A 23111-nucleotide genomic window follows, 5' to 3' on the forward strand; every position below is an offset into this window, starting at 1 on the left:
GTCGGCGGAAGGCGGGGCGCCGTGATCTCGCCGCATTCGGCCCCTTCTGGACAACCCTCTGTTTACCATAGGCTAAAAAGCGCTCGTCCCGCCGGTCGAATTCGCCCTTAAGGCCAGGCACCGCCTCGTACTTTATCCTTTCCTTAAAGCCTCCGCGCCAATCTCCGGCATAGAGCCGGAATCGTCTCAAGCATCTGTTCAGGGTGCTGGCGGGGAGACCGGCGAGCACAAAACGCATTGTAGTGAGTACGGCAGAGTGCACGCCATCCTTCTGAAATCCCATGAATTCGCAGGCGCTTTCGCGCGTGGCTGTGCACGCATGTCCGATAGTCTTTGCCGCCGCTGGGCGCCCGCGGGCGATGCCGCGCTGCGGCGCCTGATCGCCGCGTTCTGGGCCATGCCTTTCGCGCTGCTGGCCGCCTTTGTCGTCAGCGGCGCGGTCAAGGGACCGCTGGAAGCGGGGCTGGCCTTCGCCATCTTCGCCGGCGTTGCGATGATCCTCTGCGCACTCGCCGCGCTTTCGTCCCGTTCCTGGCTCGTCGCCGTCGCGGGGCTTGCCGTCTATGGCGGGGGACTCGGCCTTGCCGGTTTCAATACCGGCGCCAACCCCGCGCTCTGGGTCATGGCATCGGCGATCCCGTTCGAATGCTGGTTCATCGCCCGCACCGCGCGCGGCATGAATGCCGGCTTCGCGGCCAGCGCATTGGTGTTGGCCTTGTTTCTCGCTCACGCTCCCAATTCCGCACCTGCATCCATGGCGATGGCCGCGGGTCTCATCTTCGCCTACGCCGCTTCGCTCCTCATTCGCGCGACGGCCATCCTCGGCGCGAAGGCTGAGAAGGCTACGCCCGCCTCCGGCAGCGATATCGAGAACGCCATCGATGGCGTGGTGATCCGCCTTTCACCCGATGGCGTGGTGCAATCGCTTTCGCCGCAGGCGCCGGAATTCTTCGGCGTGCCGCGGCAGGTCATGCAGGGCACCCAGCTTCTCGACCGCGTCCATGTTTCCGACCGCGTGCACTATATGGGCCTTCTCGCCGACCTGCGCGAAGAGGGGCGCGCCGCCCATGTCCCGGTGCGGCTGCGCCGTGTCGATGTCGATCCGGAAACCGGCGTCCGCTCGGTCGCGTTCCGTCCTTTCCTGATCAACGCCGTCGCCGCGCGGGAGGAGGGGGCGATTGCCGGCTTCACCCTTGTCGCCCGCGATATTTCGCAGGAAGAGGCTGCCCGCGAAGAACTCGCCCGGGCCAGGGAAGAGGCCGAAGCCCTGGAACTCGCGCGTAACCGCTTCCTTGCCGCGACGAGCCATGAGCTGCGCACGCCGCTGAACTCCATCATCGGCTTCTCCGACGCGCTGCTGCATGAAATGCCGTGCCGCTTCCAGAACGAGACGCAGCGCGAATATGTCGGCCTCATTCATCAGGCGGGCACGCATCTGCTCGACGTGGTCAATGCCATACTGGAAATGTCGAAGCTGGAATCCGGCGCCTATCGCATTTTCCCCGAGGCCTTCCCGTTCCGCGAGGCGGTCGATCTGTGCTGCGGCGTGATGGGCCGTCAGGCGGCGCAGAAGGGCGTGATTCTCGGCGAGCGCATCAACGCCAATATCGGCGATCTCGTCGCCGACCGGCGCGCGGTGCAGCAGATCCTGTTCAACCTCGTCTCCAATGCCGTGAAGTTCACGGACAAGGGGGGCTGCGTCACTATAGACGCCGGGGTGCAGGATATGCGCGGCCAGCGCATGCTGGTCTTCTCGGTCTCCGATACCGGCATCGGCATGGCGGCTGACGATCTTGCCCGCCTCTGCCGCCCGTTCACCCAGCTCGACAATGCCTATACCCGCGCCCATGAGGGCACCGGCCTTGGCCTGTCGCTGGTCAAGGGGCTGGTCGACCTCCACGAAGGCGCGCTGGAAATCGCCAGCCGCCAGGGCGAGGGCACCATCGTCACGGTCCGGCTGCCGCTCGACGGACCGCTGGCGCATCGAACCCAAAACCAGAAGGAACAAGCCGGAACGGTGATCGACATCCACCGCATCCAGGCGGAAAGGCGTCATGAAGCAAGCGAAAACGACAGCCAGGGGGAGGTCTATGCGCAAACCCGCAAAACGGCGTAGCCTCGGCCGCCGCATCGTCGATGCGCTGTTCGCGACCGTCTCCGCCATGGCCATCGTGGCGGGCGACTTCATTGCGCGCAATCCGGTGGCCACCGGCGGCGCGATTGCCTTTCTCGTCACCCTCGGCTTCGTTTCCGCCAATGCGCTCTGGTACCAGCCGGAGGCGCATCAGGGCGTGTTCTTCAAGACCCGGCCCGATCTGGTCTACAAGCCTTCGCCGCGTGTCCATACGCTGATCGGCGAGAGAGCGGCGGCAGCGCCTGCGTCCGCCGCCCCGGCTGCTCCCGCCGTTGAGCAAAACCAGGCCGCTGCCCCCGCGCCCACGCCGGTCCCGGCGGAAATGCCCGCCCCCGCAATCACGCTCGGCCCGGGCGGCGACCCGGAAGTGGCAAAGCTGCAGCAGAAGCTCGCCGCGCTCGGTTTCTATGAAGGCCCGGTCGATGGCGTGCCCGGACCGCAGACCCGCAAGGCGCTGGAGACCTGGCGCGACGTGCAGGCGAGGGCAGGCATCGCGCCCGCGCCTTCCCCGGTGGAAGGACAGGCGGAATCGCCCATCGTCATCCCCGGCACGAGGCCGAAGCGCGCCGAGCAGGAGATCGACCGCACCACCACCACCGCCACCGCCACGCAGCGCCCGCAGGCCCCGTTGAAACCCCAGCCGCAGCCGGCAATGCCGGCTTCGTTCTCGGTGTCCTCGGAGGATATCATCAAGGTCCAGGCCGGGCTGAAAGCCTTCGGCAACGACCTCATCACCGTAGACGGCGTCCCCGGCAAAGCCACCGAAGACGCCATCCGCGAGTTCCAGAAGCTGTTCCGGCTGAAGGTGACGGGGCAGGTGGATGCGGAGCTGATTGCGAAGATGCGGGAGATCGGGTTGATAAGTTAGGGTGCTTCTTTTTCAATGGAACCGCCAGAATGAGGACGCTTGGCGATTCATCAAAACAGCAGCACTCCAGGCCCACGGTAGATTCTCGGGACATCCTCCGGGTTTAACCCGAGGACGAGAATAATGATCGGGGGGACACCATGACCATCTCGACCAGCTTCCGCGAACGTATCGTTCTCTATGCCCTGCTGACCTCTCTTACTTCTATCAGCATCGACGCTTTGCTGCCGGGACTGCGTGTAATCGGCGCGGAGGTCGGCATCTCTTCGCCGCTTTCCACCCAGCACGTCATTTCCCTCTTTATCTTTGGCATGGTGTTCGGGGAATTGCTGCTCGGTCCGCTCTCCGATGCCATGGGAAGAAAGCGGGCTCTCCTCCTCGGCCTCGCGGTCTACTGCGCCGGAACGATGATTGCGATGCTGGCAGGATCGCTGGAAATGGTGATCCTCGGGCGCTTCCTTCAGGGTGTCGGGGTTTCCGGTCCGAAAATCGCAACCCGCGCCATGATTCGCGACCAGTTTGAAGGCGATGCCATGGCGCGCGTGATGTCGTTCATGTTCACATTGTTCATTCTGGTGCCGATGCTCGCGCCGGTCTTGGGGCAAGCCATGATCGCCATCGGCGGATGGCGCAGCATTTTCTGCCTCTACCTTGCAACGGCATGCCTGGCCGGCCTGTGGCTGGTGCTGCGCCAAGCCGAAACATTGCCACCAGAGCGCCGCATTCCGTTCCGCCCGAGGCTCCTGATCCTGAATGGACTTCGCATCCTCGGCAATCGGCGCGTGGTACTGTTGATTGCGGCGACGGGCTTCGTTTTCGGCGCGCAGCTGCTTTACCTGAGCACGGCTGCCGATCTGTTCCTCGACGCCTACGGTATCGAAGAGACCTTCCCGTTCTATTTCGCCGTCCTCGCCGCAAGCATAGGGCTAGCCTCCTTCCTCAATGCCAGGCTCGTGCAGCGGTTCGGCATGGACGCCATGGCCCGCGCGGCCTTCATCGGATTAAGCATGGCGGGATTGGTGATGCTGCTCGCGGTATTATCCTGGGACAGGCGCCTGCCGCTTGCTGTCCTCATGGTATCGGGATTTGCCGCCTTCTTCGCAACCGGCGTGCTGTTCGGAAACCTCAACGCCATGGCAATGCGGTCGCTTGGCCAAGTCGCCGGACTGGGGGCATCGCTGATCGCCTCCGGTTCGAGCCTCGTCGCTGCCCTATTTGCGGTCGGCATGGGCCACTTCTATAATGGCACCCCTCTCAATCTGGCTTCCGGTTTCTGTCTGGCAGGTGTTGTCTCGCTCGTCCTGTCGGAAATTTCGGCGCGTGGCCCTGCTGGGCCGGTCGAGGCTGTCCGATAGGGTGCCTCAGAAATTCAGGAATTCTCCGACAAATCCGAGAAATTCCTCATCTTCACCGTATGGTCCGCGAAGCGCGCGACAATCTCCAACTCGCCACCCATCGCTTCGATAAAACGGCGCAGGGTTCCGACATACATATCCGCGCGCTTCTCGATCTTCGCGACCGAGCCCTGTGTAAGCTGTAGCATCTGCGCGATCTCTGCCTGAGATAGCTTCAATGCGCGGCGCAGTTCGGCGAGGTTCATCTCGTCGCCAAGTCTCTCGGCCTCGGCTGCTGCTTCGGCTTGCATCTGGGGAGACATGCGAGCGCGAAGCTCCGCGAAAGAATGTCTACCGGCCATTGTGTTTCTCCTTTTCCAATTCGGCCAGATGCTGATCGTAGAGGTCATCGGCCATTCGACCAATAATTCCATTCTTGAATAATTGCGAGGCTGCCCTCACCCTTACCCTCTCCCCGTAAAGAACGGGGAGAGGGGGACACGACCGTTTCATCTTGTTCTTGTTGCCAGGTGCAGGGGAAGAAAAAGAGATGGCAACGCTGATGTCCCCCCTCGCCCCGCCTGCGGGGAGAGGGTAAGGGTAAGGGGGCAATCGTGGCCGGCCTACTGAAAGGACTGTTCTTGCGCCTGACCTCCGACTTCTGGGTTTCCGCCCTCATCCGCCGCGTGAACGGCGAGGGTGGCTTTGCGCATCTGGCGCGGCGCGGTTCGGCGGAGGCGGGGGCGATCTTCATCAAGCTGCGCAGGCCGGATGGCGCATATGATCTTTACGGTCCAGCGCCGCAAATCGCCTATGACGCGGCGAAGCCCGATGAGCGCGTGTTCACACGCATCGCAGAGGGGCTGCCCGAATGGGAAGCGGACGAGAAATTGCGGAGCGAAACACGCTTCGACCCGGATTTATGGCTGGTCGAGATCGAGGGCGTCGTTGCGGTGAAACAGCTGTTTCCGGTCGTGGTTCTCTAGAACAGTCCGTTTTGAGACGGAAGCAATACGCATGTCTTCACCCTCGTGTCGGTGGCAACGTTGAGGCATGGATTCCTGTGACAAGCACAGGAATGACGGATTGTTTTGATTTCGCTGGTAATCCTCAACCCCGCAGCATGCACAACGCTTCTCGTTGAGGAACAGCCATCCCCACTTCCGTCATTCCTGTGCTTGTCACAGGAATCCATGCCTCAACATGTCCATGGCGACAACGGTTTAGGACGGTTTCGAGTGATTCCGTCTGAAACAATTCTAGGCTTGATTCCGTTGGACAAACCGGAATAACAGCACGTGGGGCCAGCGTCGTTTTCCCGCATGCCGGGGCGCTGCCGATCCTGTATGGAAAGCGGCTGTACCGAAGCCATGTGATTCCCGCCATGAAGCCCCGCGATCTCGCAATTTACGTCTTTCTGTCCCTTGCCTGGGGCATGTCTTTTCTCGTGGTGCTCAAGGTCGTCGCCGCCTTCGGCTTCGTCGCCGCGGTGGCGATCCGCGCGCTCATTGCCAGCGCGACGCTGTTCGTGATCGCGCGGGCCATGGGGCGGCGGCTGGATTTCTCCGCGGGCTGGGTGCCGTTCTTCGTCGTCGGCGCCACCACGGTCGCAGGCCAGCTGCTCGGGCTTTCCTATGCCACGCCGCTGATCGGAACGGCCATGGCGGCCATTCTCGTTGCCTCCATCCCGCTCTTTTCCATGGTCATCAGCCAGATCTGGGGGCTGGAGCGGATGCGGCTGAGCGGCCTGGTTGGCCTCATTCTTGGCGTGGCGGGCATCGTGCTGCTCGTCGGCTTTCCGGCGGTGCCGATGACGGGCGAGTTCATCTTCGGTTGCGCCGCCACGCTCGCCGCCTGCTTCTCGGCGGCCTTCGGCAGCAACTATGCCAGCCATAAGCTGAGACATGCGGGGCCGTGGGAGGTTACCATCGGCTCGTTCCTGTTCGGCGGGCTCATCGCCGCACCCTTTCTCGCCCTCGTGCCGGTACCGGGCATTCCGGCTCCGCTCGATATTCTGTACCTGCTCATCTCGGCCTGCGTGATGAGCGCCACCACCTATGTGCTCTATTTCCGCCTCGTCGGCTCCATCGGCGCGACCAAGGCGATCAGCGTCGAATTCGCCGTCACTATCGTCGCCGTGCTGGTCGGGGCGCTGCTTTTGAAAGAGCCGCTGTCGCCGCTGCAATTCGTCGGCGCAGGGGTGATCATTCTCGGCTGCATGCTGGTGCTCGGCCTTTTCCCGGCGCAGCGCGCCAAGCTGGCCGAAGCGCCGCCACAATAAACTACCGCGCCGCCTTCAACGGTGTGATTCCGTCGCTGTTGGCGGCGTCGAGCACGGGCTCGTCGTCCTCTGCCGCCATCTCGCGCAGCTTCTGCCGCAAGAGGGCGGTCATCTCGCCAGCCTTGCCGCGCCGCACGAGCTGCAGCGCCGTTTCCCGGTCGATGGAGCGGTAGAAATAAACGAAATCCCGCAGGCTGTGCCGATCGCTGCTGATCGGGCCGAGCACAGCAGTCATGACAAGATAGCAATCCTGCGCCGAAAGCCCCAGCGCCTTCAGCGCGATGGGCAGCCGCGAATCCGGCCATTTCCCGATGATCGCCTGCGCCTGCTCGAAGCTGACACCCAGCCTGTCCGCCAGCATGTTGCGGAAGAATAGGGGGTCGATGAGAAGCGCGGTGTCGATCATGGAATCGGCGGGCGAGGGGGCTTGCTCTTCGCGCTTGTCGATTTCCATTGGATAGGTTGGCGGGACAGTACCCCCCTCTGTCCTGCCGGACATCTCCCCCACAAGGGGGGAGATTAGCTGGGACTGCTCTAGGTGCATATTCTGCGGCGGCGATGATTGGCGTCGGGTGTCTACGAGGGCGTAATCTCCCCCCTTGTGGGGGAGATGGCCGGCAGGCCAGAGGGGGGTGCTATCCGGCTCCGAGTCTGCGAGCTCCCGCCGCACCGCCAGCGACCTGTCAATCGCCGGGTCGGCAAAGCTCTCCAGCACGCTCCCGACGATGCCGTCCACCTCCGGTCGCCGCGCGATGGCGCGGGCGTGGGCGAGGCCGTGTTTTCCGATGATGTCAACCAGATCGTTTGACGTCAGCACGCTTGAGCGCAGCAAGAGCGGCGCGGCGATTTCCACGGCCTCGGCGCAAAGCGCCAGCACCAGCTTTCGCGGCGCGCTGTCCAGTTGCGCCAGCACCGCCGCCGCATGGCGTTTGCCCCGCGCGGTGGCGTTTTCGAGAAGCGGCAGGGCCAAATCTTCGAGCTGCTGTATATCGCTTCTGGCCGGGCGCGTGATGGCGGTGAACGCGGTGACGGCTGCGGAAAGAAGATCGTCGGCCTTTCCGCCATCCACCCAGCCGCTTGCCTGAAGGGTTTCCAGGGCGCGGAACTCATCGTTTGTCACGCAGATACTCCGAACAACACGGCAATCTTAATGGAGCGCAATGCGCTCCTTTCCCTCAAATTAGCGCGGAAGACTTAGAAAGTTGTTAACCATGGTGCCGCCCCTCCCTTCCCCGCAAGGGGGAAGGAGGGCGCGGCATCACACCGGCAGCGTCTCGCACCCTGCCTCGTTCAGGAACCCCCGCACCGATGGAATCCAGGTCGGGTCCGGCGAGAAGGCGCGGATCAGCACGAAGCCTTCGCGCATGTCCTCCTCGGCGAGGATGGAATCGGCGGCTTCTTCCGGCAGGTCTTTCTTCAAATTCACCATCTGCAGCCGGTTGGCGACGACGAGGTCGAGCTTGCCGTCGGTCGAGGCGCGGTCGTTGACGCTGTAGAGCGTCTCGCCATTGCGGCCATGCACCGAGACCGACCAGAACGGCACATTGCCGGTGGCGGTGACCTGCACGGGCCCATCGGCGAGATCGAAGCGGCACGCGGCGAGCTGGAAGAGCGGGTCGTGGAAGCCGCCATCCTTGCCCGCATCGAGCACATGGAACCGGTAGGCTTCGCCCTCAGCCGTAATCCGGCTCCAGGCATTGCGGTCGGAATAGACGGGCACGAGCAGCAGCACGGCGATATGGACGATCCCCGCTCCGATGAGGCCGAGGCCGAGGGCGTAGGCGAGCCTACCCATGGCAGCCTCCTTCGCCCGCCACGAGGCTTGCGGAGGGCAGGGTGAGATCGGAAAGCCCGGTGGAGCTGGCGATGGGCGTGTCGTAGAACGTCATGACCAGCACGAACGGCCCCGAGCCGGATACGGGCAGCCAGTTGCCGGGCTGGGCCTGCGGCGAGACGGTGATGATGAAGCTGCCGTCCTGATGGCGCAGCAGCTCGCGCGAATGGAGCGCCGGCTGCATGCCCGGCGGCGGGGGGAGGGGCGAGAGCGAGCGGTCGGCGGCATAGAGCGTCCAGAAACGGGCGGGCGGCGTATCGCCGGTGATGCTGTAGGTGCAATTGGCCCGCAAGGGGTGCCCCTGCGCGTCGCGGACGGCATGGAAGGTCACGCCCTCCGCCGCGCCCAGCTCCAGCGCGCCGCTGCGCGCTTCCCGCGCCTTGGTATAGGGATCGGCCTCCCGCGTGCCCGCTTCCGGATAGGCGGTCCATTGACCCGCATGAAGCGCGCCGAAACCCTGCTCGCGGTTCAGCGCATAATAAACGCTCCCCACCCCGCCGCCGATGGCGACGAGGAGAGTCAGGGCCGTGGGGAGGAGGGTGCGGAGCATGCTCCCCCTCACTCGTCATCCTCGGGCTTGACCCGAGGATCCATGACGATGGCGCGAAGAACCCCCCTCTGCCCTGCCGGGCATCTCCCCCTCAAGGGGGGAGATTGGCTGACATAGGCTTCATCACCTGCCTTGCGACGTTGGGGATTGATACCGGGCGTCGATGGGAGCGTAATCTCCCCCCTTGAGGGGGAGATGCCCGGCAGGGCAGAGGGGGGTGTCTGCAATGCTATCATCTCACAACGCCGAAACCCTCGTCCGCCCGGCAGGCGCTGTCAGCAGCGGCGCGTTTCGGAAATGCTGGTTCAGCTCGCGCAGGGCGCGGGTGGTGGCGCTGGAGAGCACGCGGGGGCGTTCCGCGAGACTGTCGTGCTGCGCGCCATCGCCCTCCTCGCCCTCCGCCTTGGCGACGAGCTTCGGATCGGGGAAGGGCTTGTCGATGCCGGGGATCGGTTTCAGCTCGATGTTCTGATGCGCGTAGTTCATCATGCGCTGCCATGTCATGGCGGGCAGGATGCCGCCGGTCATCTCCTTGGTCGGGGTGAAATTGTCGTTTCCGTACCACACCGCCGCCGTGTAATTGCCGGTGAAGCCGACGAACCAGGCGTCCCGATAGCTTTGCGTCGTGCCGGTCTTGCCCGCCACCCGCGTCATCGGCAGCGCCGCGCGCCGTCCCGTGCCCCATTCGGGCACCTGCACCAGCATGGAATTCATCTCGGACGCCGCCTTTTCCGAGAGCACACGTTTCGGCTCCGGCCCGTCGCGGCTCCAGTCCCAGAGGACGTCGCCCTTGTGATTCAGGATCTGCGTGAAGGCATGGCGCGTCCCGGCGATGCCGCCGCTGGCGAAGACGTTGAAGCCCGTTGCCTGGTCCATCACGGTCATGCCTGAGGTACCGAGCACCATGGTCTTGTGCGAGGAGATCGGCGATTCGATCCCCATCGCCTTGGTCAGCGCGACGATGGGAGCGGTCGTCAAATGATCCTTGGCGAGCCGCACCGGCACGGTGTTGAGCGATTTGACCAGCGCCGTCGTCAGGTTCACCCGGCCCGCATAGGAGCGCCCGTAATTGCGCGGCGACCACGCGCCCCAGCTGATCGGCGCGTCCGATATCATGGTCATCGGCGTCATGCCGGCTTCCATGGCGGCGGCATAGACATAGGGCTTGAAGGAGGAGCCCGCCTGCCGCAACGCCTTGGTGGCGCGGTTGAACTGGCTTTCGCCATAGTCGCGCCCGCCCACCATGGCGCGCACCCCGCCATCATTGGCCAGCACCACCGTCGCTGCCTGCGTCACGTGATATTCCTTGCCGTACTGGCGCAGATGGAATTCGATCGCCTCCTCGGCGGCGCGCTGGACGTTGCGGTCGAGCGTGGTGCGCGCGATCAGCGATTGCGTCGGCAGGTCGCCGGCGATCTTCTTCACCTCCTCGAACGCCCAGTCGAGGAAATAATCGGGGCTTTCATTCTCGCCGCGGTCGACGACGCTGGCCGGATTGCGCCGCGCGGCGACCACCTGGCCCTCGGTCATGAAGCCGCCCTGCACCATGTTGGTGAGCACCACATTGGCGCGCGCGCGCGCCGCCGGCAGGTTGACATGCGGCGCATATTTGGTGGGCGACTTGAACAGCCCCGCCAGCATCGCGGCCTCCGCCAGCGACACGTCCTTGATATTCTTGCCGAAATAAAACTCCGACGCCGCCGCGATGCCGAACGTGCCGCCGCCCATATAGGCGCGGTCGAGATAGAGCCGGAGAATTTCCTTCTTGCTCATGTTCATTTCGAGCCAGACCGCCAGGAACGCTTCCTTGATCTTGCGCTCCAGCGTGCGCTCATTGGAGAGGAACAGATTCTTTGCAAGCTGCTGGGTGATGGTCGAGCCGCCCTGCACCACGCCATTGGCGCGCGCATTCTGCGACATGGCGCGGGCAAGGCCGACGAAATCGATGCCGAAATGGTCGAAGAAACGCCGGTCCTCGGTCGCCAGCACCGCCTTCACCACATGGTCGGGCAATTCGTCGATCGGCACCGAATCGCGGTGCAGGATGCCGCGCCGCCCGATCTCATTGCCATAGCGGTCGAGGAAGGTGATGGCGAAATCGTCCTGTGCGCGCCAGTCCTTCCTGGTCTCCTCGAATGCCGGCAGTGCCAGCGCCAGCATCAGCACCGCCCCGCCGACGCCCAGCGTGAAGCCTTCGTCAAGCACTTCCACCACAAAACGCCTGAAGCCGCGCACGCGGAAGCGGCGGAAGAAGATGGTGGTGTTCTCCCAGAACTCGGCCAGCGCAAAGCGCGTGTTGTAGAGCGCGCTGTCGACCCATGCGTCGAGCCCGATCAGCCGCGGGCTGCGGAACGGTCTTTGCGCCGCTTTACGCGGTTTTCTAGGGGAATTGCGCATGATCTCCGCCTTGGACCGAGCGCAGATTCTTCAATCATCGCGCCGCCGCCATGGAGTGTGTCGCATTTGAATAAAAAGGCAAGCAGCGGGACGGACACAGGGTAACTAAATTCCTTACGTGTGACATATGAAAAAATATTCGAGGTAGGAAAAAAGTCCTTGACAGCGTGACGGTGGTTTGGTAGGTTTTTGCTATCGTCGGAAAAGTGTAGCTGATAGCGCCAACGCCCCTCCTTCCCCCTTGCGGGGAAGGTGTCTGCGGAGCAGACGGATGGGGGTGGCTACGCTTGCACTACGATCTTCAAAGCAAGCGCATTCGTCACCACCCCCATCCGCCCGCTAACGCGGTCGTTCGTTGCTGGAAAAGCCAAATCGTTGGCTTTTCCTCGGCCTGCGACCGAACGCGCCTCATCCCCCGCAAGAGGGAAGGAGGGCGGCCAACCGGACATCTCCATGCCCCTCACTCCCATTGCCCGCATCCATGCGGGTCATCGCGTTGTGCTAAAATACGGCGTGCCGCATGTCGAGATCGCCGCGCTGCTCAACATCAAGGAATCCACCTATCTGCGCGGCCTGCGGCGGTTGGGACTGGATCACGATCCGGGCGAACGCGCCGACCGCCTTCCCGACATGGAGGAAATCCTCGCTCGCATCCGCACGGAGCTCATGCGCCTGACCGAGGGCGGCAAGGTGCCGGACAAGGGGGCGGTGGATGCGCTGGTTTCGCTCGCCAAGGCGCTGAAAACCATCGTCGATCTCGAGCGCGAGAGCGACATGCGGCCTGCGGAAGCCGCTCCGGCGGAGATCAAGCCGGCGGAACTGCGCGAGGCGCTCGCGCTCATCGACAGGAGGATCGACGAACTTGCCACGCTCCGCGCAGCTGAGATTATTCACCGCGGGATTGACCAAGGGGACGCGGATCGCGCTGGCGAGGGAATGGCTCATCCAAGGCCGTGACGCCCAGCAGCCGCCGCGCCAGCCATGGCGCACATGGCTGATCATGGGCGGGCGCGGCTCGGGCAAGACCCGCGCCGGAGCCGAATGGGCCGCCGGCATGGCGATGGGCCTTGCGCCTTTCTCGCATAGGAAAAGCGGCCATATCGCGCTGGTGGGCGAAACGCTGGCGGATGTGCGCGAGGTGATGGTGGAGGGGCCTTCGGGCATCCTCGCCGTCTCGCGCGCCGAGCGCCCCCGGCTGGAGGCCACGCGGCGGCGGCTCGTTTGGGACTCGGGCGCGGTGGCCTCGTTCTTTTCCTCCGAGGACCCGGACAGCCTGCGCGGGCCGCAATTCGACGCCGCCTGGTGCGACGAGCTGGCCAAGTGGAAGCACCCGCAGGAAACCTGGGACATGCTGCAATTCGGCCTCAGGCTGGGGCAGGCGCCCCGCGCCGTCGTCACCACCACGCCGCGCCCCGTCGCCCTCTTGCGCGCGCTCATCGATGACAAATCCGTGCCGGTGACCCGCATGCGCACGGCGGAGAACGCCGCGCATCTCGCGCCCGGCTTCATGGCGATGATCGAGGGCCGTTATGGCGGCTCGCGGCTCGGGCGGCAGGAGCTGGACGGCGAGATGATCGAGGATCGCGCCGACGCGCTCTGGTCGCGCGGGCTGATCGAGGGAACCGTTATGAGCCAGGTCCCGCCGCTGAAACGCATCGTCGTCGCCATCGACCCGCCGGCGAGCTCCGGCAAGAGCTCCGACGCCTGCGGCATCGTTGCGGCAGGGATCGACCATGACGGCTTCGGCTGGGTGCTGGCGGACGGCAGCCTTGCCCAAGCCAAGCCCTATCAATGGGCCCGCGCCGCCATAGCGCTATACCACCGGCTGGAGGCGGATGTGATCATCGCAGAGGTCAACCAGGGCGGCGACATGGTGAAGGCGGTGATATCAGCCGAAGACCACACGGTCCCGGTCCGCGCCGTGCGCGCCATGCGCGGCAAATGGCTGCGCGCCGAACCCGTTGCCGCGCTCTACGAACAGGGCCGCATTCGCCATGCGGCAAGGTTTCCCGCGCTGGAAGATGAGATGTGCGACTTCGCGCCGGGCGGCCTGTCGAATGGCCGCTCGCCGGATCGGCTCGACGCGCTGGTCTGGGCGCTGAACGAGCTGATGCTGGGGCGGGAGAAGGTGCCGCGGATCAGGCGGGTGGAGTGAAATGCGCGACGCCCTCCTTCCCCCTTGCGGGGAGTGAAGAGCGATCGGCCGAAGGCCGGGGGAAAGCCAACGATTTGGCTTTCCCAGCGACGAACGCGCGAAGCCATAGCGAAGCGCTGGCTGCGGAGCAGACGGATGGGGGTGGTGACGCTTGCACTTCTGCTGAAAACCTTGGCGCAAACGTCACCACCCCCATCCGCCCGCTAACGCGGGCACCTTCCCCGCAGGGGGGAAGGAGGGCGCAAGCCCGCCAACGTCCCAAACAAAGGAAACCACCCCCATGCCCATCCCTTGGCCGTGGCGCCGCCGCGCTGCGAACGCCTTCACGCGCACCGAAACCAAATCCGCCACCGGCTTCGTCGCCCTGCACATGGAAAGCCGTGCCTCGTGGATTGCCCGTGATTACACCACGCTCGCCCGCGAGGGCTTCATGCGCAACCCCGTCGCCCATCGCGCGGTGCGCATGATTGCGGAGGCGGCGAGCGCGGTGCCGTGGCTCCTCTACGAGAATGCCCGCGAGCACGAGGCGCATCCGCTGCTCGACCTCCTGGCCAGACCTAACAGGAGCAGCGGCGGCGCGGATTTCTTCGAGATGCTCTACGGCCATCTGCTCCTCTCCGGCGACGCCTATGTGGAGCGCGTCGAAACGCCGGGCGGCGCGCGGGAGCTGCATCTGCTGCGGCCCGAGCGCGTTACCGTCGAGACCGACGCCGATGGCTGGCCGCAGGCGCTCACCTATCGCTGCGGCGCGGTCAAACGCACCGTGCCGCTCGATGGGCCTGATGGAGGGCGGGCACTGCATCTGCGGCTGTTCCACCCGCTCGACGATCACTACGGCTTCGCGCCACTGGAAGCGGCGTTGATGGCGCTCGATATTCACAATGCGGCGGGCGCGTGGAACAAGGCGCTGCTCGACAATTCCGCCCGTCCGTCAGGCGCGCTGGTCTATGCGCCCAAGGACGGCGGCAATCTCAGCGATGACCAGTATGCCCGGCTGAAGGCGGAACTGGAGGAAGGCTATACCGGAGCGGCCGGGGCAGGGCGGCCCCTGCTGCTGGAAGGCGGGCTCGACTGGAAGGCGATGGGCCTTTCCCCGCGCGACATGGATTTCATCGAGGCCAAGAACGCCGCCAGCCGCGACATCGCGCTCGCCTTCGGCATTCCGCCGATGCTCCTGGGCATCCCTGGCGACAACACCTACGCCAACTACGCCGAAGCCAACCGCGCCTTCTACCGCCTGACGGTGCTGCCGTTGATTGCCCGCACCGCGAAAGCCCTCGGCAATTGGCTCGGCCCGCTCTATGGCGGCGACCTCAGGCTAGAGCATGACCTCGACCGGATCGAGGGCCTGTCGGCAGAACGCGACGCCCTGTGGGCCCGCATATCCGGCGCGGCGTTTCTGACGGACGAGGAGAAGCGGCAGGCGGTGGGGTATTGAGCGCCCTCCTTCCCCCTTGCGGGGAAGGTGCCCGCGTTAGCGGGCGGATGGGGGTGGTGACGTTGTACCTATGCTGGAGACTGTAGCGCAAACGTCGCCACCCCCACCCGACCCTAACGGGCCACCCTCCCCGCAAGGGGGAGGGAGGGCGCGAGCCGGCCAGCGCTCGCCCATCCAACGCATCAATGGAGACACCCATGACCGCCTTCCAGGAAATGGGCGACACCGCATGGCTATGGCTGGCCAAGGCGGCGGGCGCTGTCGCCGGGTCCGCCGTGTCGCTGGCCTATGTGTTGCCCAAGGGCAAGCGCGAGGCGGCGATCCGCTTTGCGGTCGGCATTATCTGCGGTCTCGTCTTCGGCGGCGCGGCAGGCGTGAAGCTTGCCGAACAGCTCGCAATATCAGGCATGCTCGGCAACACCGAGCTGATGCTGATGGGCTCCGCCGCCGCCAGCCTCGCCGCATGGTCGGCGCTCGGCATCTTCACCCGGTTTGCCGAAAGGAAACTCAATGAACGTGACTGAGACCAAACGGGCCGGAATAGCGTTGGAGCAGATCGACACCGACGGCAGCTTCTCGGGATATGCCAGCCTGTTCGGCGAGGTGGATCTGGGACAGGATATCATCGAGCGTGGCGCATTCGCCAAATCGCTCAACGCGCGCGGCGTGTCCGGCATCCGCATGCTGTGGCAGCACGATGCGGGCGAGCCCATCGGCGTGTGGACCGTCATTCGCGAGGACGCGCGCGGCCTCTATGTCGAGGGGCGTCTCGCCAAGGGCGTGCCAAAAGCGCGTGACGCGCTGGAGCTGATGCGCTCCGGCGCCATCGACGGGCTATCCATCGGCTTCCGCGCCGTCAGGGCCCGCAAGGACGCCCGCAGCGGTATCCGCCGTATTCATGAGGCCGACCTCTGGGAAATCTCCGTCGTCACCTTCCCCATGCTCCCCGCCGCGCGCATCGCCAGCGTCAAGCGGTGGAGGCTCCCCGACCTCCCAAGCCTAGCCCGGCGCATCCGCGCCGCCGCGAAGAAGTTCTAACCAGAAGGAAACACCGATGCAGGAAGAAATGAGCACCGCCCCCGAGACGAAGAGTGTCGAGGTCAAGGCGCTGGGCAGCGGCCATGACGTGGCCGACGCCTTCGACGAATTCATGTCGGCCTTCGACGAGTTCAAAAAAGCCAATGACGAGCGGCTCGGCGCGATCGAAAAGCGCATGAGCCCCGATGTGCTGACGGTCGAGAAGGTCGAGCGCATCAACCGCAGCCTGGAGGAGCAGAAGCAGGCGCTCGACCAGATGCTGCTGAAACAGAGCCGCCCGGCGCTGGGCGGCGGCGTCAGCCCGGCCGCTTCGCTGGAGCACAAGAACGCCTTCGACAGCTATGTCCGCCGCGGCGACGAGCAGGCCCTGCGCGGGATCGAAGCCAAGGCCCACTCCTACCACTCCGACGCCGATGGTGGCTATCTGGTGCCGGCGGAGCTGGAGGCCGAAATCGGCAGGCGGCTGGCCAAACTCTCGCCGATCCGCTCCATCGCCAGCGTCCGGCAGGTCTCGGGCGCGGTGCTGAAAAAGCCGTTCTCGGTCAGCGGCCCCGCGGTCGGCTGGGTCGGTGAAACCGATCCCCGTCCGGAAACGACCACGGCCATGCTCGCCGAGCTGCAATTCCCGACCATGGAGCTCTACGCCATGCCCGCCGCCACCGCCTCGCTGCTCGACGACGCGGCTGTTGATGTGGAGCAATGGATTTCGTCGGAGGTGGAAACCGCCTTCGCCGAGCAGGAGGGGGCGGCCTTCATCTCGGGCAACGGTAACAGCAAGCCGCGCGGGCTTCTTGATTATCCGACCATTGCCGAAGCGCAGTGGCAATGGGGCAGGCTCGGCCATATCATCACCGGCGTTGCCGGCGGACTGCCGGCTGACGACGCTTCGGACGTGCTGATCGATCTCGTCTATGCGCTGAAATCCGGCTACCGTCAGAACGCCAGCTGGGTGATGAACCGCAAGACGCAGAGCGCGCTCAGGAAACTCAAGGACCGCGACGGCAATTATCTCTGGCAGCCCCCGGCGGCGGTTGGCGCCAACGCCTCGCTGATGGGCTTCCGCCTGGTCGAGGCGGAGGACATGCCCGACATCGCGGCGAATGCGACCCCCATCGCCTTCGGCGACTTCGCCCGCGGCTATCTGGTCGTCGACCGCACCGGCGTGCGTGTGCTGCGCGATCCCTATTCCCACAAGCCCTATGTGCTGTTCTACACCACCAAGCGCGTCGGCGGCGGCGTCCAGGATTTCGACGCGATCAAGCTGTTGAAGGTGGGGCTTGAGGCGGGTGAATAATAAAGAGACGTCGGCGGGACAGCGCCCCTTCTGTCCTGCCGGACATCTCCCCCGCAAGGGGGAGATCGGCTGTCAGTTCCGCCTTCGCCAATCGTAACCGTCGCAGAATTAAGCGCCATCGTTGATGAAGGCCAATCTCCCCCCATGCGGGGGAGATGCCCGGCAGGGCAGAGGGGGGCGACGTAGAGCGCTGCCATCTGCGGTTTTCATTCCCTCAAGGACCTCCCCATGACCATGCACATCATCACGCCGCCGGCGGTGGAGCCGGTGACGCTCGCCGAGGCGCGCGCATTCCTGAAAACCTCCGCCGCCAGCGAGGACGCTGTTATCACCCAGCTTCTGCGCACCGCGCGGGAGACCGTGGAAACGCAGGCCGGGCTGGCGCTCATCACCCAGACCTGGCGGCTCCACCTCGACCGCTGGCCGCGCTCGGGGCGCATCGCGCTCTATCGCTATCCCATACGCGAGGTGACGGAGGTCCGCGCCTACAGGCCCGATGGCACGCCTGTCATCATCGTCCCCGGCGAGCGGCATCTCCATCAGGGCTCGCGGCCGCAGCGGCTTTACTTAAGCCAGCGCACCGATTCCTCCTCCCTGGGCGGGCTGGAGATCGACTTCACCGCCGGCTTCGGCGATACGGGCGCGGATGTGCCTGACGGCCTGAAGCATGCGATCCTGACGCTGACCGCGCATCTCTACGAGTTCCGCGGCGCGTTTGACGGCGAGGCGCAGCCGGTCTCCTTCCCGCCCGCCTTCGACCGGCTGGTACAGGTCTGGCGCAGGGTGTCGCTATGAACACGATCTTCATCGATGCAGGGCGCTTCTCGAGCGAGCTGGCGCTGGAACGGCTGGCGCCCGTCCCCGATGGCATTGGCGGCTATACCGAGGACTGGCAGGAAATCGCCACCCTCTGGGGCCGCATCGAGCCCGTCTCGGACACCGCCCGCACTTTCGGCCAGCAGCCGCTGGAGGAAATCACCCACCGCATCACGCTGCGCTTCCGCGACGATATCGCCAGCGGCATGCGGCTGCGCAAGGGGCAGCGGGTGTTCACCATCCTCACCGTCCACGATCCAAACGAGAGCGGGCGCTATTGCCTCTGCCGGGTCCGGGAGGAGGGGCGATGAAACTCTCCATGCGCCTCACAACGGATGGCCTGATCCGGGCCTTGCGCTGGCGCGGGATAACCACCGTTGAGAAGGAGAAACGCCATGACGAGCGCCAGCCTGGAACTGCAGAAGGCGATCTACCTCGCCCTTCTGGACGATTTTGCGCTGCGGGCGAAGCTCGGCGGCCCGAAGATTTATGACCACATCGCCGCGTCCGCTTCCTTTCCCTATGTCACCTTCGGCCAGACCGCCGTCTATGACTGGAGCACGGATACGGAGCGCGGCGACGAGCATCTCTTCACCATTCATGTCTGGTCCCGCGCCGGCGGGCGCAAGCAGGTGCTTGAGATCATGGAGATGATCGCCGCGCGCCTGCGCGATTCCGCCCCGACGCTGAACGGCCACCGGCTCGTCAGCCTCGCCCTGCAATACCAGCAGGCGCGCAATGAGGACGAGCAGGACGGCTATCATGGGCTGCTGCGCTACCGGGCGGTGACGGAGGTGGTTTAGCGCCCTTCCTTCCCCCTTGCGGGGAAGGTGCCCGCGTGAGCGGGCGGATGGGGGTGGTGACGCTTGGCGCTTTGCTGACGACCGTGGCGCAAACGTCACCACCCCCACCCGACCCTTCGGGCCACCCTCTCCGCAAGGGGGAGGGAAGGCGCGAGCCTTTAACCCTTCCACAAAATCAGGAGAACACCCCCATGGCCGCCCAGCGTGGCAAGGACATATTGCTGAAGCTCGCCCGATCGGGCGGGGGATATGAGACCTGCGCGGGGCTTCGCGCCAAGCGCATCGCCTTCAATGCCGAGACGGTTGACGTCACCGATGCCGACGCCGCCGGGCGGTGGCGGCAGTTGCTGGGCGGCAGCGGCGTGCAGCGCGCGTCGGTCACCGGCTCCGGCATCTTCAAGGACGCCGCCTCCGACGCGCTCATCCGCGCCGCCTTCTTCAACGGTGATATCCTGAACTGGCAGATCATCCTTCCGGATTTCGGCACGTTGAGCGGCCTGTTCCAGATCACCGCCCTCGAATATGGCGGCAATCACGATGCCGAAGTGACCTTCGAGATCGCGCTGGAATCGGCAGGCGTCATTACCTTCGGAGAAATCGCATGATGGTGAACCGGCATCGCGGCGAGGTGGCCGCTCACCTCGACGGGCGCGAATGGGTGCTATGCCTGACCCTGGGCGCGCTGGCGGAACTCGAAGCCGCCTTCGAGGCCGAGGACCTGACGGCCTTGATCGCCCGCTTTTCCTCCGCCCGGCTGTCGGCCCGCGACATGATCCGTATCATCACGGCGGGCTTGCGCGGCGGCGGCCACACCCTCACCGAGGAAGACGTGGCCGAGATGCGGGCCGAGGGCGGCGCGGCGGGTTACGCCCGCATCGTCAGCGAGCTGCTGACGGCGACCTTCGGCACCGCCCCGAAACCGGAAAGCGATTCTCCGCCAAACCCTTGAGGGCCGCAGTTGATTCAGCGCCTGCATTTCCGTGGGCGGCAGCCATGCGGGCGGGACTGGGACATCTGCGGCTTTCTCCCAAACACTTCTGGTCCATGACGCCGCGCGAGCTGGCGGCCGCGCTGGGCCTTGGCGAGCGCGAGGCGAATGCACCCTCGCGCGAGGCGCTGGAAGCCTTGATGCGGAATTTCCCCGATGGGTGAGACAGAGCGCCGTTGGCCGACAATCGCATATGACAGCGCAATCCCCCTCACCGTCCGCTTCGCGGTCCCCTCTCCCCCACTTACGTAGGGGAGAGGAGCGCGAGCGCTTCAAGTCTTGGCGCTCCTCGCCCCCGCTTGCGGGGGAGAGGTGGCCGCGAAGCGGACGGTGAGGGGGAATTCCGACAGAACAGGAAGCACTCCATGCCCGACAACGAAAACGTCACCGTCGCCGTTGACGCCGACACCAGCGCCTTCGACCGCGCGCTCGATGATCTGCAAAAGAAATCCGACCGCTTCGGCTCAAGCCTGACGGCGGCGCTGAAAAGCGCGGCGGTGAGCGGGCGTGGGCTCGACGATGTGCTGCGCGGGCTTGCCACCAATCTCGCCGGGCTCGCGCTGGATGCGGGGATGAAGCCGTTGCAGGGCCTGATGTCCTCGCTCTTCTCCGGCTTGCTCGGCGGTCTCGGCGGCGTGACGCCCTTCGCCAAGGGCGGCGTCGTCTCGAGCCCCACCTATTTCGGGATGGGCAATGGCGGGCTGGGCCTGACCGGCGAGGCGGGGGCGGAAGCCATCCTGCCGCTGGCGCGCGGCGCGGATGGGCGTCTGGGCGTGGCGGCTGGGGGCGGGGGGCGCAAGCCTATGCAGGTCGTCTTCAACGTCTCGACCCCAGACGCCGCCTCCTTCCGCAAATCGGAAGCGCAGGTATCGAGCATGCTGGCGCGGGCGGCCCGGCGCGGATCGAGGAGCTTATAAACCATGCCCCAGATCGCCTCCTTCCACGATGTCCGCTTTCCGCTCGGCGTCTCCTTCGGCGCGACGGGCGGGCCGGAATGGCGCAACGAGATCGTCACGCTGACATCAGGCCATGAAAAGCGCAATGCGCGCTGGGCGCAGTCGCGCCGCCATTTCGACGCGGGAACGGGCTTGCGCTCCCTGGAGGATCTGACCGAGGTGCTCGCCTTCTTCGAGGCTAGGCGCGGCTCGCTCCACGCCTTCCGCTTCCGCGACCCGTTCGACCATATGGCGAAGGGGGAACTGATCGGCACGGGCGATGGCGTGACCGCGAGGTTCCAGCTCGTCAAGCGCTATGGCGAGGGCGCGTATGCCTATCTGCGCCCCATCGGCAAGCCGGTGGCCGGGTCGGTAAAGGTGCAGGTGCATGGCGTGGAGATGATCGAGGGCGAGGCCTTCACCATCGACAGCTTCACCGGGATTGTCACCTTCGCGCCCGATGCCATTCCGCTTGCCGGCGCGCCGATCACGGCGGATTTCACCTTCGACGTCGCCGCGCGCTTCGACACCGACCGCCTCACCGCCAGCATCGCGACGTTCAAGGCGGGGGAGATTCCGTCGATTCCGATTGTTGAAGTGAAAAGCTGAGCCGAAGCGCCTGACAGGCTCGCGCCCTCCTTCCCCCTTGCGGGGAAGGTGGCCGCGTTAGCGGACGGATGGGGGTGGTGACGCTTGGCGCTTTTGCTGACGAATTCGCGCAAACGTCACCACCCCCACCCGACCCTTCGGGCCACCCTCCCCGCAAGGGGGAGGGAGGGCGCGAGCCCGTTGCTCCCTGCGTTTGAACGAAAGATCTGGCCATGATCCCCATCCCTCAACCCCTTGAATCCCATTTGCGAGGAAACGTCACAACCCATTGTTTCGTCTGGATTATCCGGCGTGAGGATGGCGTGGCGCTTGGTTTCACCGACCATGACAGGACGCTTGAAGTCTCCGGCGTAGCCTGCGAGCCGCAAACGGGAATGAGCGGCAGCGAGGCGAGTGCGGCGCTGGGCCTGTCGGTTGATAGCGCGGAAATCGAGGGCGCGCTGTCCTCGGCTGCCATCGACAAGGCTGACATCGAGCGCGGGCTTTATGACGGCGCGGCGGTGGAGACCTGGCTCGTCAACTGGTCTGCGCCGGATGAGCGCGTTCTGCTGCGCCGCTCGAGCATCGGCAAGATCACGCAAGCGGATGGCAGGTTCGTCGCGGAAGTCAAAAGCAGCGCCGCCGCCCTCGACATGATCCGCGGCCGCCGCATCATGCGCGCCTGCGATGCGGAGGTGGGCGACGGGCGCTGCCGCGTCAACGCCAGCGATGGCCGCTTTAGTGGGACGGGCACGGTGACGGAGGCCGGTGACGCCGCCTTCACCGCATCGGGCCTTGGCGGCTTCCAGCCCGGCTGGTTCGCCAATGGCATTCTGCGCTGGTCGAGCGGCGCGAATACCGGGCGCGAGGCGGTGGTGGTGAGCCATGTCTCGTCCGGCGGCGCGGTCCGGCTCGCGCTGCGCGACATTCCGGGCGCCGCGATAAAAGCCGGCGATACGTTCCGCGTCATCGCCGGCTGCGACAAGAGCTTCGCGACATGCAGGGCGAAATTCGCAAACGCCGTCAACTATCGCGGCTTCCCGCATCTGCCCGGCAATGATGCCGCCTACGCCTATGTCAGCGGCGACGACGAGTTTGACGGAGGCCCGCTGGTGCCATGATCGCCTTGAAAGTCTTGCACGAAGCCGAAAGCTGGATCGGCACGCCCTATCGCCATGGCGGCTCAATGAAAGGCGTCGGCTGCGATTGTCTGGGGCTTATCAGGGGCGTCTGGCGCGCGCTCTATGGCACGGAGCCGGAAACCCCCGCCACCTACGCGCCTGATTGGGCCGAGGCGGCGGGCGATACCGACCCGATGCTCGACGCCGCGCGGCGGCATATGCTGGAGAGGCCCGTCGAGGCGATGGAGCCGGGCGATTTGCTGGTGTTCCGCTGGCGCCCCCGCGTCGCCGCCAAGCATCTGGGCATCCTCGCGCCGGGTGATCGCTTCATCCACGCTTATGAAGGACATCGTGTGATGGCCTCGGCGCTGGTGCCGCAATGGCGGCGGAAGATTGCGGGGGTGTTTGTTTTTCCAACGCCCTCCTTCCCCCTTGCGGGGAAGGTGCCCGCGTCAGCGGGCGGATGGGGGTGGTGACGGGTGCGCTTTTGCTGGAAACAGTGGCGCACGCGTCACCACCCCCACCCGACCCTTCGGG

Annotated in this window: 26 protein-coding genes; 21 read left to right on the plus strand and 5 right to left on the minus strand. The window is 65.2% G+C overall.

The features are described from left to right. Positions 1-319 precede the first annotated feature (319 nt). The 3 genes from ACOWVG_RS02420 (at position 320) to ACOWVG_RS02430 (ending at position 4357) form a co-directional block, all read left to right on the plus strand. Positions 320-2116, plus strand: a complete 1797-nt coding sequence (locus tag ACOWVG_RS02420; RefSeq protein WP_420959887.1) for an ATP-binding protein — start codon at positions 320-322, stop codon at positions 2114-2116. Next, positions 2091-3002 carry a peptidoglycan-binding protein gene (locus tag ACOWVG_RS02425; RefSeq protein WP_420959888.1) on the plus strand — a complete coding sequence of 304 codons (912 nt, stop codon included), beginning with the start codon at positions 2091-2093 and terminating at the stop codon, positions 3000-3002. The genes ACOWVG_RS02420 and ACOWVG_RS02425 overlap by 26 nt, the downstream gene beginning before the upstream one ends. Before the next feature lie 140 nt (positions 3003-3142). Continuing rightward, positions 3143-4357, plus strand: a complete 1215-nt coding sequence (locus ACOWVG_RS02430) for a multidrug effflux MFS transporter (protein ID WP_420959889.1) — start codon at positions 3143-3145, stop codon at positions 4355-4357. 14 nt (positions 4358-4371) lie between these two features. Here the strand turns inward: ACOWVG_RS02430 and ACOWVG_RS02435 are convergent, their stop codons facing one another. Further along, positions 4372-4698 carry an XRE family transcriptional regulator gene (locus ACOWVG_RS02435; protein WP_420959890.1) on the minus strand — a complete coding sequence of 109 codons (327 nt, stop codon included), beginning with the start codon at positions 4696-4698 and terminating at the stop codon, positions 4372-4374. Positions 4699-4977: 279 nt separating this feature from the next. On the opposite strand from ACOWVG_RS02435, the gene ACOWVG_RS02440 reads away from it, so the two are divergent. After that, positions 4978-5322: a DUF1491 family protein gene (locus tag ACOWVG_RS02440; RefSeq protein ID WP_420960159.1), complete on the plus strand. Its 345-nt coding sequence runs from the start codon at positions 4978-4980 to the stop codon at positions 5320-5322. 398 nt (positions 5323-5720) lie between these two features. After that, on the plus strand, positions 5721-6617 hold the full coding sequence (locus ACOWVG_RS02445; protein WP_420959891.1) for a DMT family transporter: 897 nt from the start codon (positions 5721-5723) through the stop codon (positions 6615-6617). A gap of 1 nt (position 6618) precedes the next feature. Here the strand turns inward: ACOWVG_RS02445 and ACOWVG_RS02450 are convergent, their stop codons facing one another. The 4 genes from ACOWVG_RS02450 to ACOWVG_RS02465 form a co-directional block, all read right to left on the minus strand. Beyond that, complete coding sequence (locus ACOWVG_RS02450) at positions 6619-7737, minus strand: DUF2336 domain-containing protein (protein ID WP_420959892.1); 1119 nt, start codon at positions 7735-7737, stop codon at positions 6619-6621. Between the two features lie 138 nt (positions 7738-7875). Beyond that, the gene (locus tag ACOWVG_RS02455) at positions 7876-8412 is read right to left on the minus strand and encodes a DUF1254 domain-containing protein (protein ID WP_420959893.1); all 537 of its coding nucleotides are present in this window, start codon (positions 8410-8412) and stop codon (positions 7876-7878) included. Then, a complete protein-coding gene (locus tag ACOWVG_RS02460) occupies positions 8405-9001 on the minus strand; it encodes a DUF1214 domain-containing protein (RefSeq protein WP_420959894.1) in 597 nt (198 codons plus the stop codon). Before ACOWVG_RS02460 ends, ACOWVG_RS02455 begins: the two co-directional genes overlap by 8 nt. A 237-nt stretch (positions 9002-9238) precedes the next feature. Continuing rightward, entirely contained in the window at positions 9239-11398 is a 2160-nt protein-coding gene (locus ACOWVG_RS02465; protein ID WP_420959895.1) for a transglycosylase domain-containing protein, read from the minus strand. A 453-nt stretch (positions 11399-11851) separates the two neighbouring features. Between ACOWVG_RS02465 and ACOWVG_RS02470 the strand changes: the two genes are divergently transcribed. From ACOWVG_RS02470 to ACOWVG_RS02545, 16 genes are all read left to right on the plus strand, one after another. Beyond that, positions 11852-12355, plus strand: coding sequence for a hypothetical protein (locus ACOWVG_RS02470; RefSeq protein WP_420959896.1), 504 nt, complete (start codon positions 11852-11854; stop codon positions 12353-12355). After that, positions 12318-13553 carry a DNA-packaging protein gene (locus tag ACOWVG_RS02475; RefSeq protein ID WP_420960160.1) on the plus strand — a complete coding sequence of 412 codons (1236 nt, stop codon included), beginning with the start codon at positions 12318-12320 and terminating at the stop codon, positions 13551-13553. The genes ACOWVG_RS02470 and ACOWVG_RS02475 overlap by 38 nt, the downstream gene beginning before the upstream one ends. Positions 13554-13833: 280 nt before the next feature. Continuing rightward, positions 13834-14991, plus strand: coding sequence for a phage portal protein (locus tag ACOWVG_RS02480; RefSeq protein WP_420959897.1), 1158 nt, complete (start codon positions 13834-13836; stop codon positions 14989-14991). Between the two features lie 197 nt (positions 14992-15188). Beyond that, a complete protein-coding gene (locus ACOWVG_RS02485; protein ID WP_420959898.1) occupies positions 15189-15515 on the plus strand; it encodes a DUF6107 family protein in 327 nt (108 codons plus the stop codon). Beyond that, entirely contained in the window at positions 15502-16029 is a 528-nt protein-coding gene (locus ACOWVG_RS02490) for an HK97 family phage prohead protease (RefSeq protein WP_420959899.1), read from the plus strand. The genes ACOWVG_RS02485 and ACOWVG_RS02490 overlap by 14 nt, the downstream gene beginning before the upstream one ends. A gap of 16 nt (positions 16030-16045) precedes the next feature. Then, complete coding sequence (locus ACOWVG_RS02495) at positions 16046-17323, plus strand: phage major capsid protein (protein WP_420959900.1); 1278 nt, start codon at positions 16046-16048, stop codon at positions 17321-17323. Between the two features lie 228 nt (positions 17324-17551). Then, on the plus strand, positions 17552-18118 hold the full coding sequence (locus ACOWVG_RS02500; protein WP_420959901.1) for a head-tail connector protein: 567 nt from the start codon (positions 17552-17554) through the stop codon (positions 18116-18118). Continuing rightward, the gene (locus tag ACOWVG_RS02505) at positions 18115-18450 is read left to right on the plus strand and encodes a phage head closure protein (protein WP_420959902.1); all 336 of its coding nucleotides are present in this window, start codon (positions 18115-18117) and stop codon (positions 18448-18450) included. The genes ACOWVG_RS02500 and ACOWVG_RS02505 overlap by 4 nt, the downstream gene beginning before the upstream one ends. 84 nt (positions 18451-18534) lie before the next feature. Further along, entirely contained in the window at positions 18535-18942 is a 408-nt protein-coding gene (locus ACOWVG_RS02510) for a DUF3168 domain-containing protein (protein WP_420959903.1), read from the plus strand. Between the two features lie 191 nt (positions 18943-19133). Beyond that, positions 19134-19547 (plus strand): phage major tail protein, TP901-1 family, encoded by a 414-nt coding sequence (locus ACOWVG_RS02515; RefSeq protein WP_420959904.1) that lies wholly within the window; start codon positions 19134-19136, stop codon positions 19545-19547. Then, a complete protein-coding gene (locus tag ACOWVG_RS02520; RefSeq protein WP_420959905.1) occupies positions 19544-19891 on the plus strand; it encodes a gene transfer agent family protein in 348 nt (115 codons plus the stop codon). The genes ACOWVG_RS02515 and ACOWVG_RS02520 overlap by 4 nt, the downstream gene beginning before the upstream one ends. After that, complete coding sequence (locus ACOWVG_RS02525; RefSeq protein ID WP_420959906.1) at positions 19888-20094, plus strand: rcc01693 family protein; 207 nt, start codon at positions 19888-19890, stop codon at positions 20092-20094. The genes ACOWVG_RS02520 and ACOWVG_RS02525 overlap by 4 nt, the downstream gene beginning before the upstream one ends. Before the next feature lie 201 nt (positions 20095-20295). Continuing rightward, positions 20296-20847: a phage tail tape measure protein gene (locus ACOWVG_RS02530; RefSeq protein WP_420959907.1), complete on the plus strand. Its 552-nt coding sequence runs from the start codon at positions 20296-20298 to the stop codon at positions 20845-20847. A gap of 3 nt (positions 20848-20850) precedes the next feature. Continuing rightward, positions 20851-21474, plus strand: coding sequence for a phage distal tail protein, Rcc01695 family (locus ACOWVG_RS02535; RefSeq protein ID WP_420959908.1), 624 nt, complete (start codon positions 20851-20853; stop codon positions 21472-21474). Positions 21475-21686: 212 nt separating this feature from the next. Further along, positions 21687-22574 carry a DUF2163 domain-containing protein gene (locus ACOWVG_RS02540; protein WP_420959909.1) on the plus strand — a complete coding sequence of 296 codons (888 nt, stop codon included), beginning with the start codon at positions 21687-21689 and terminating at the stop codon, positions 22572-22574. After that, on the plus strand, positions 22571-23050 hold the full coding sequence (locus ACOWVG_RS02545) for an NlpC/P60 family protein (RefSeq protein ID WP_420959910.1): 480 nt from the start codon (positions 22571-22573) through the stop codon (positions 23048-23050). The genes ACOWVG_RS02540 and ACOWVG_RS02545 overlap by 4 nt, the downstream gene beginning before the upstream one ends. The last annotated feature ends 61 nt before the right edge of the window (positions 23051-23111 follow it).

This window comes from Brucella sp. IR073 (genome assembly GCF_049065735.1).
GTDB lineage: Bacteria > Pseudomonadota > Alphaproteobacteria > Rhizobiales > Rhizobiaceae > Paramesorhizobium.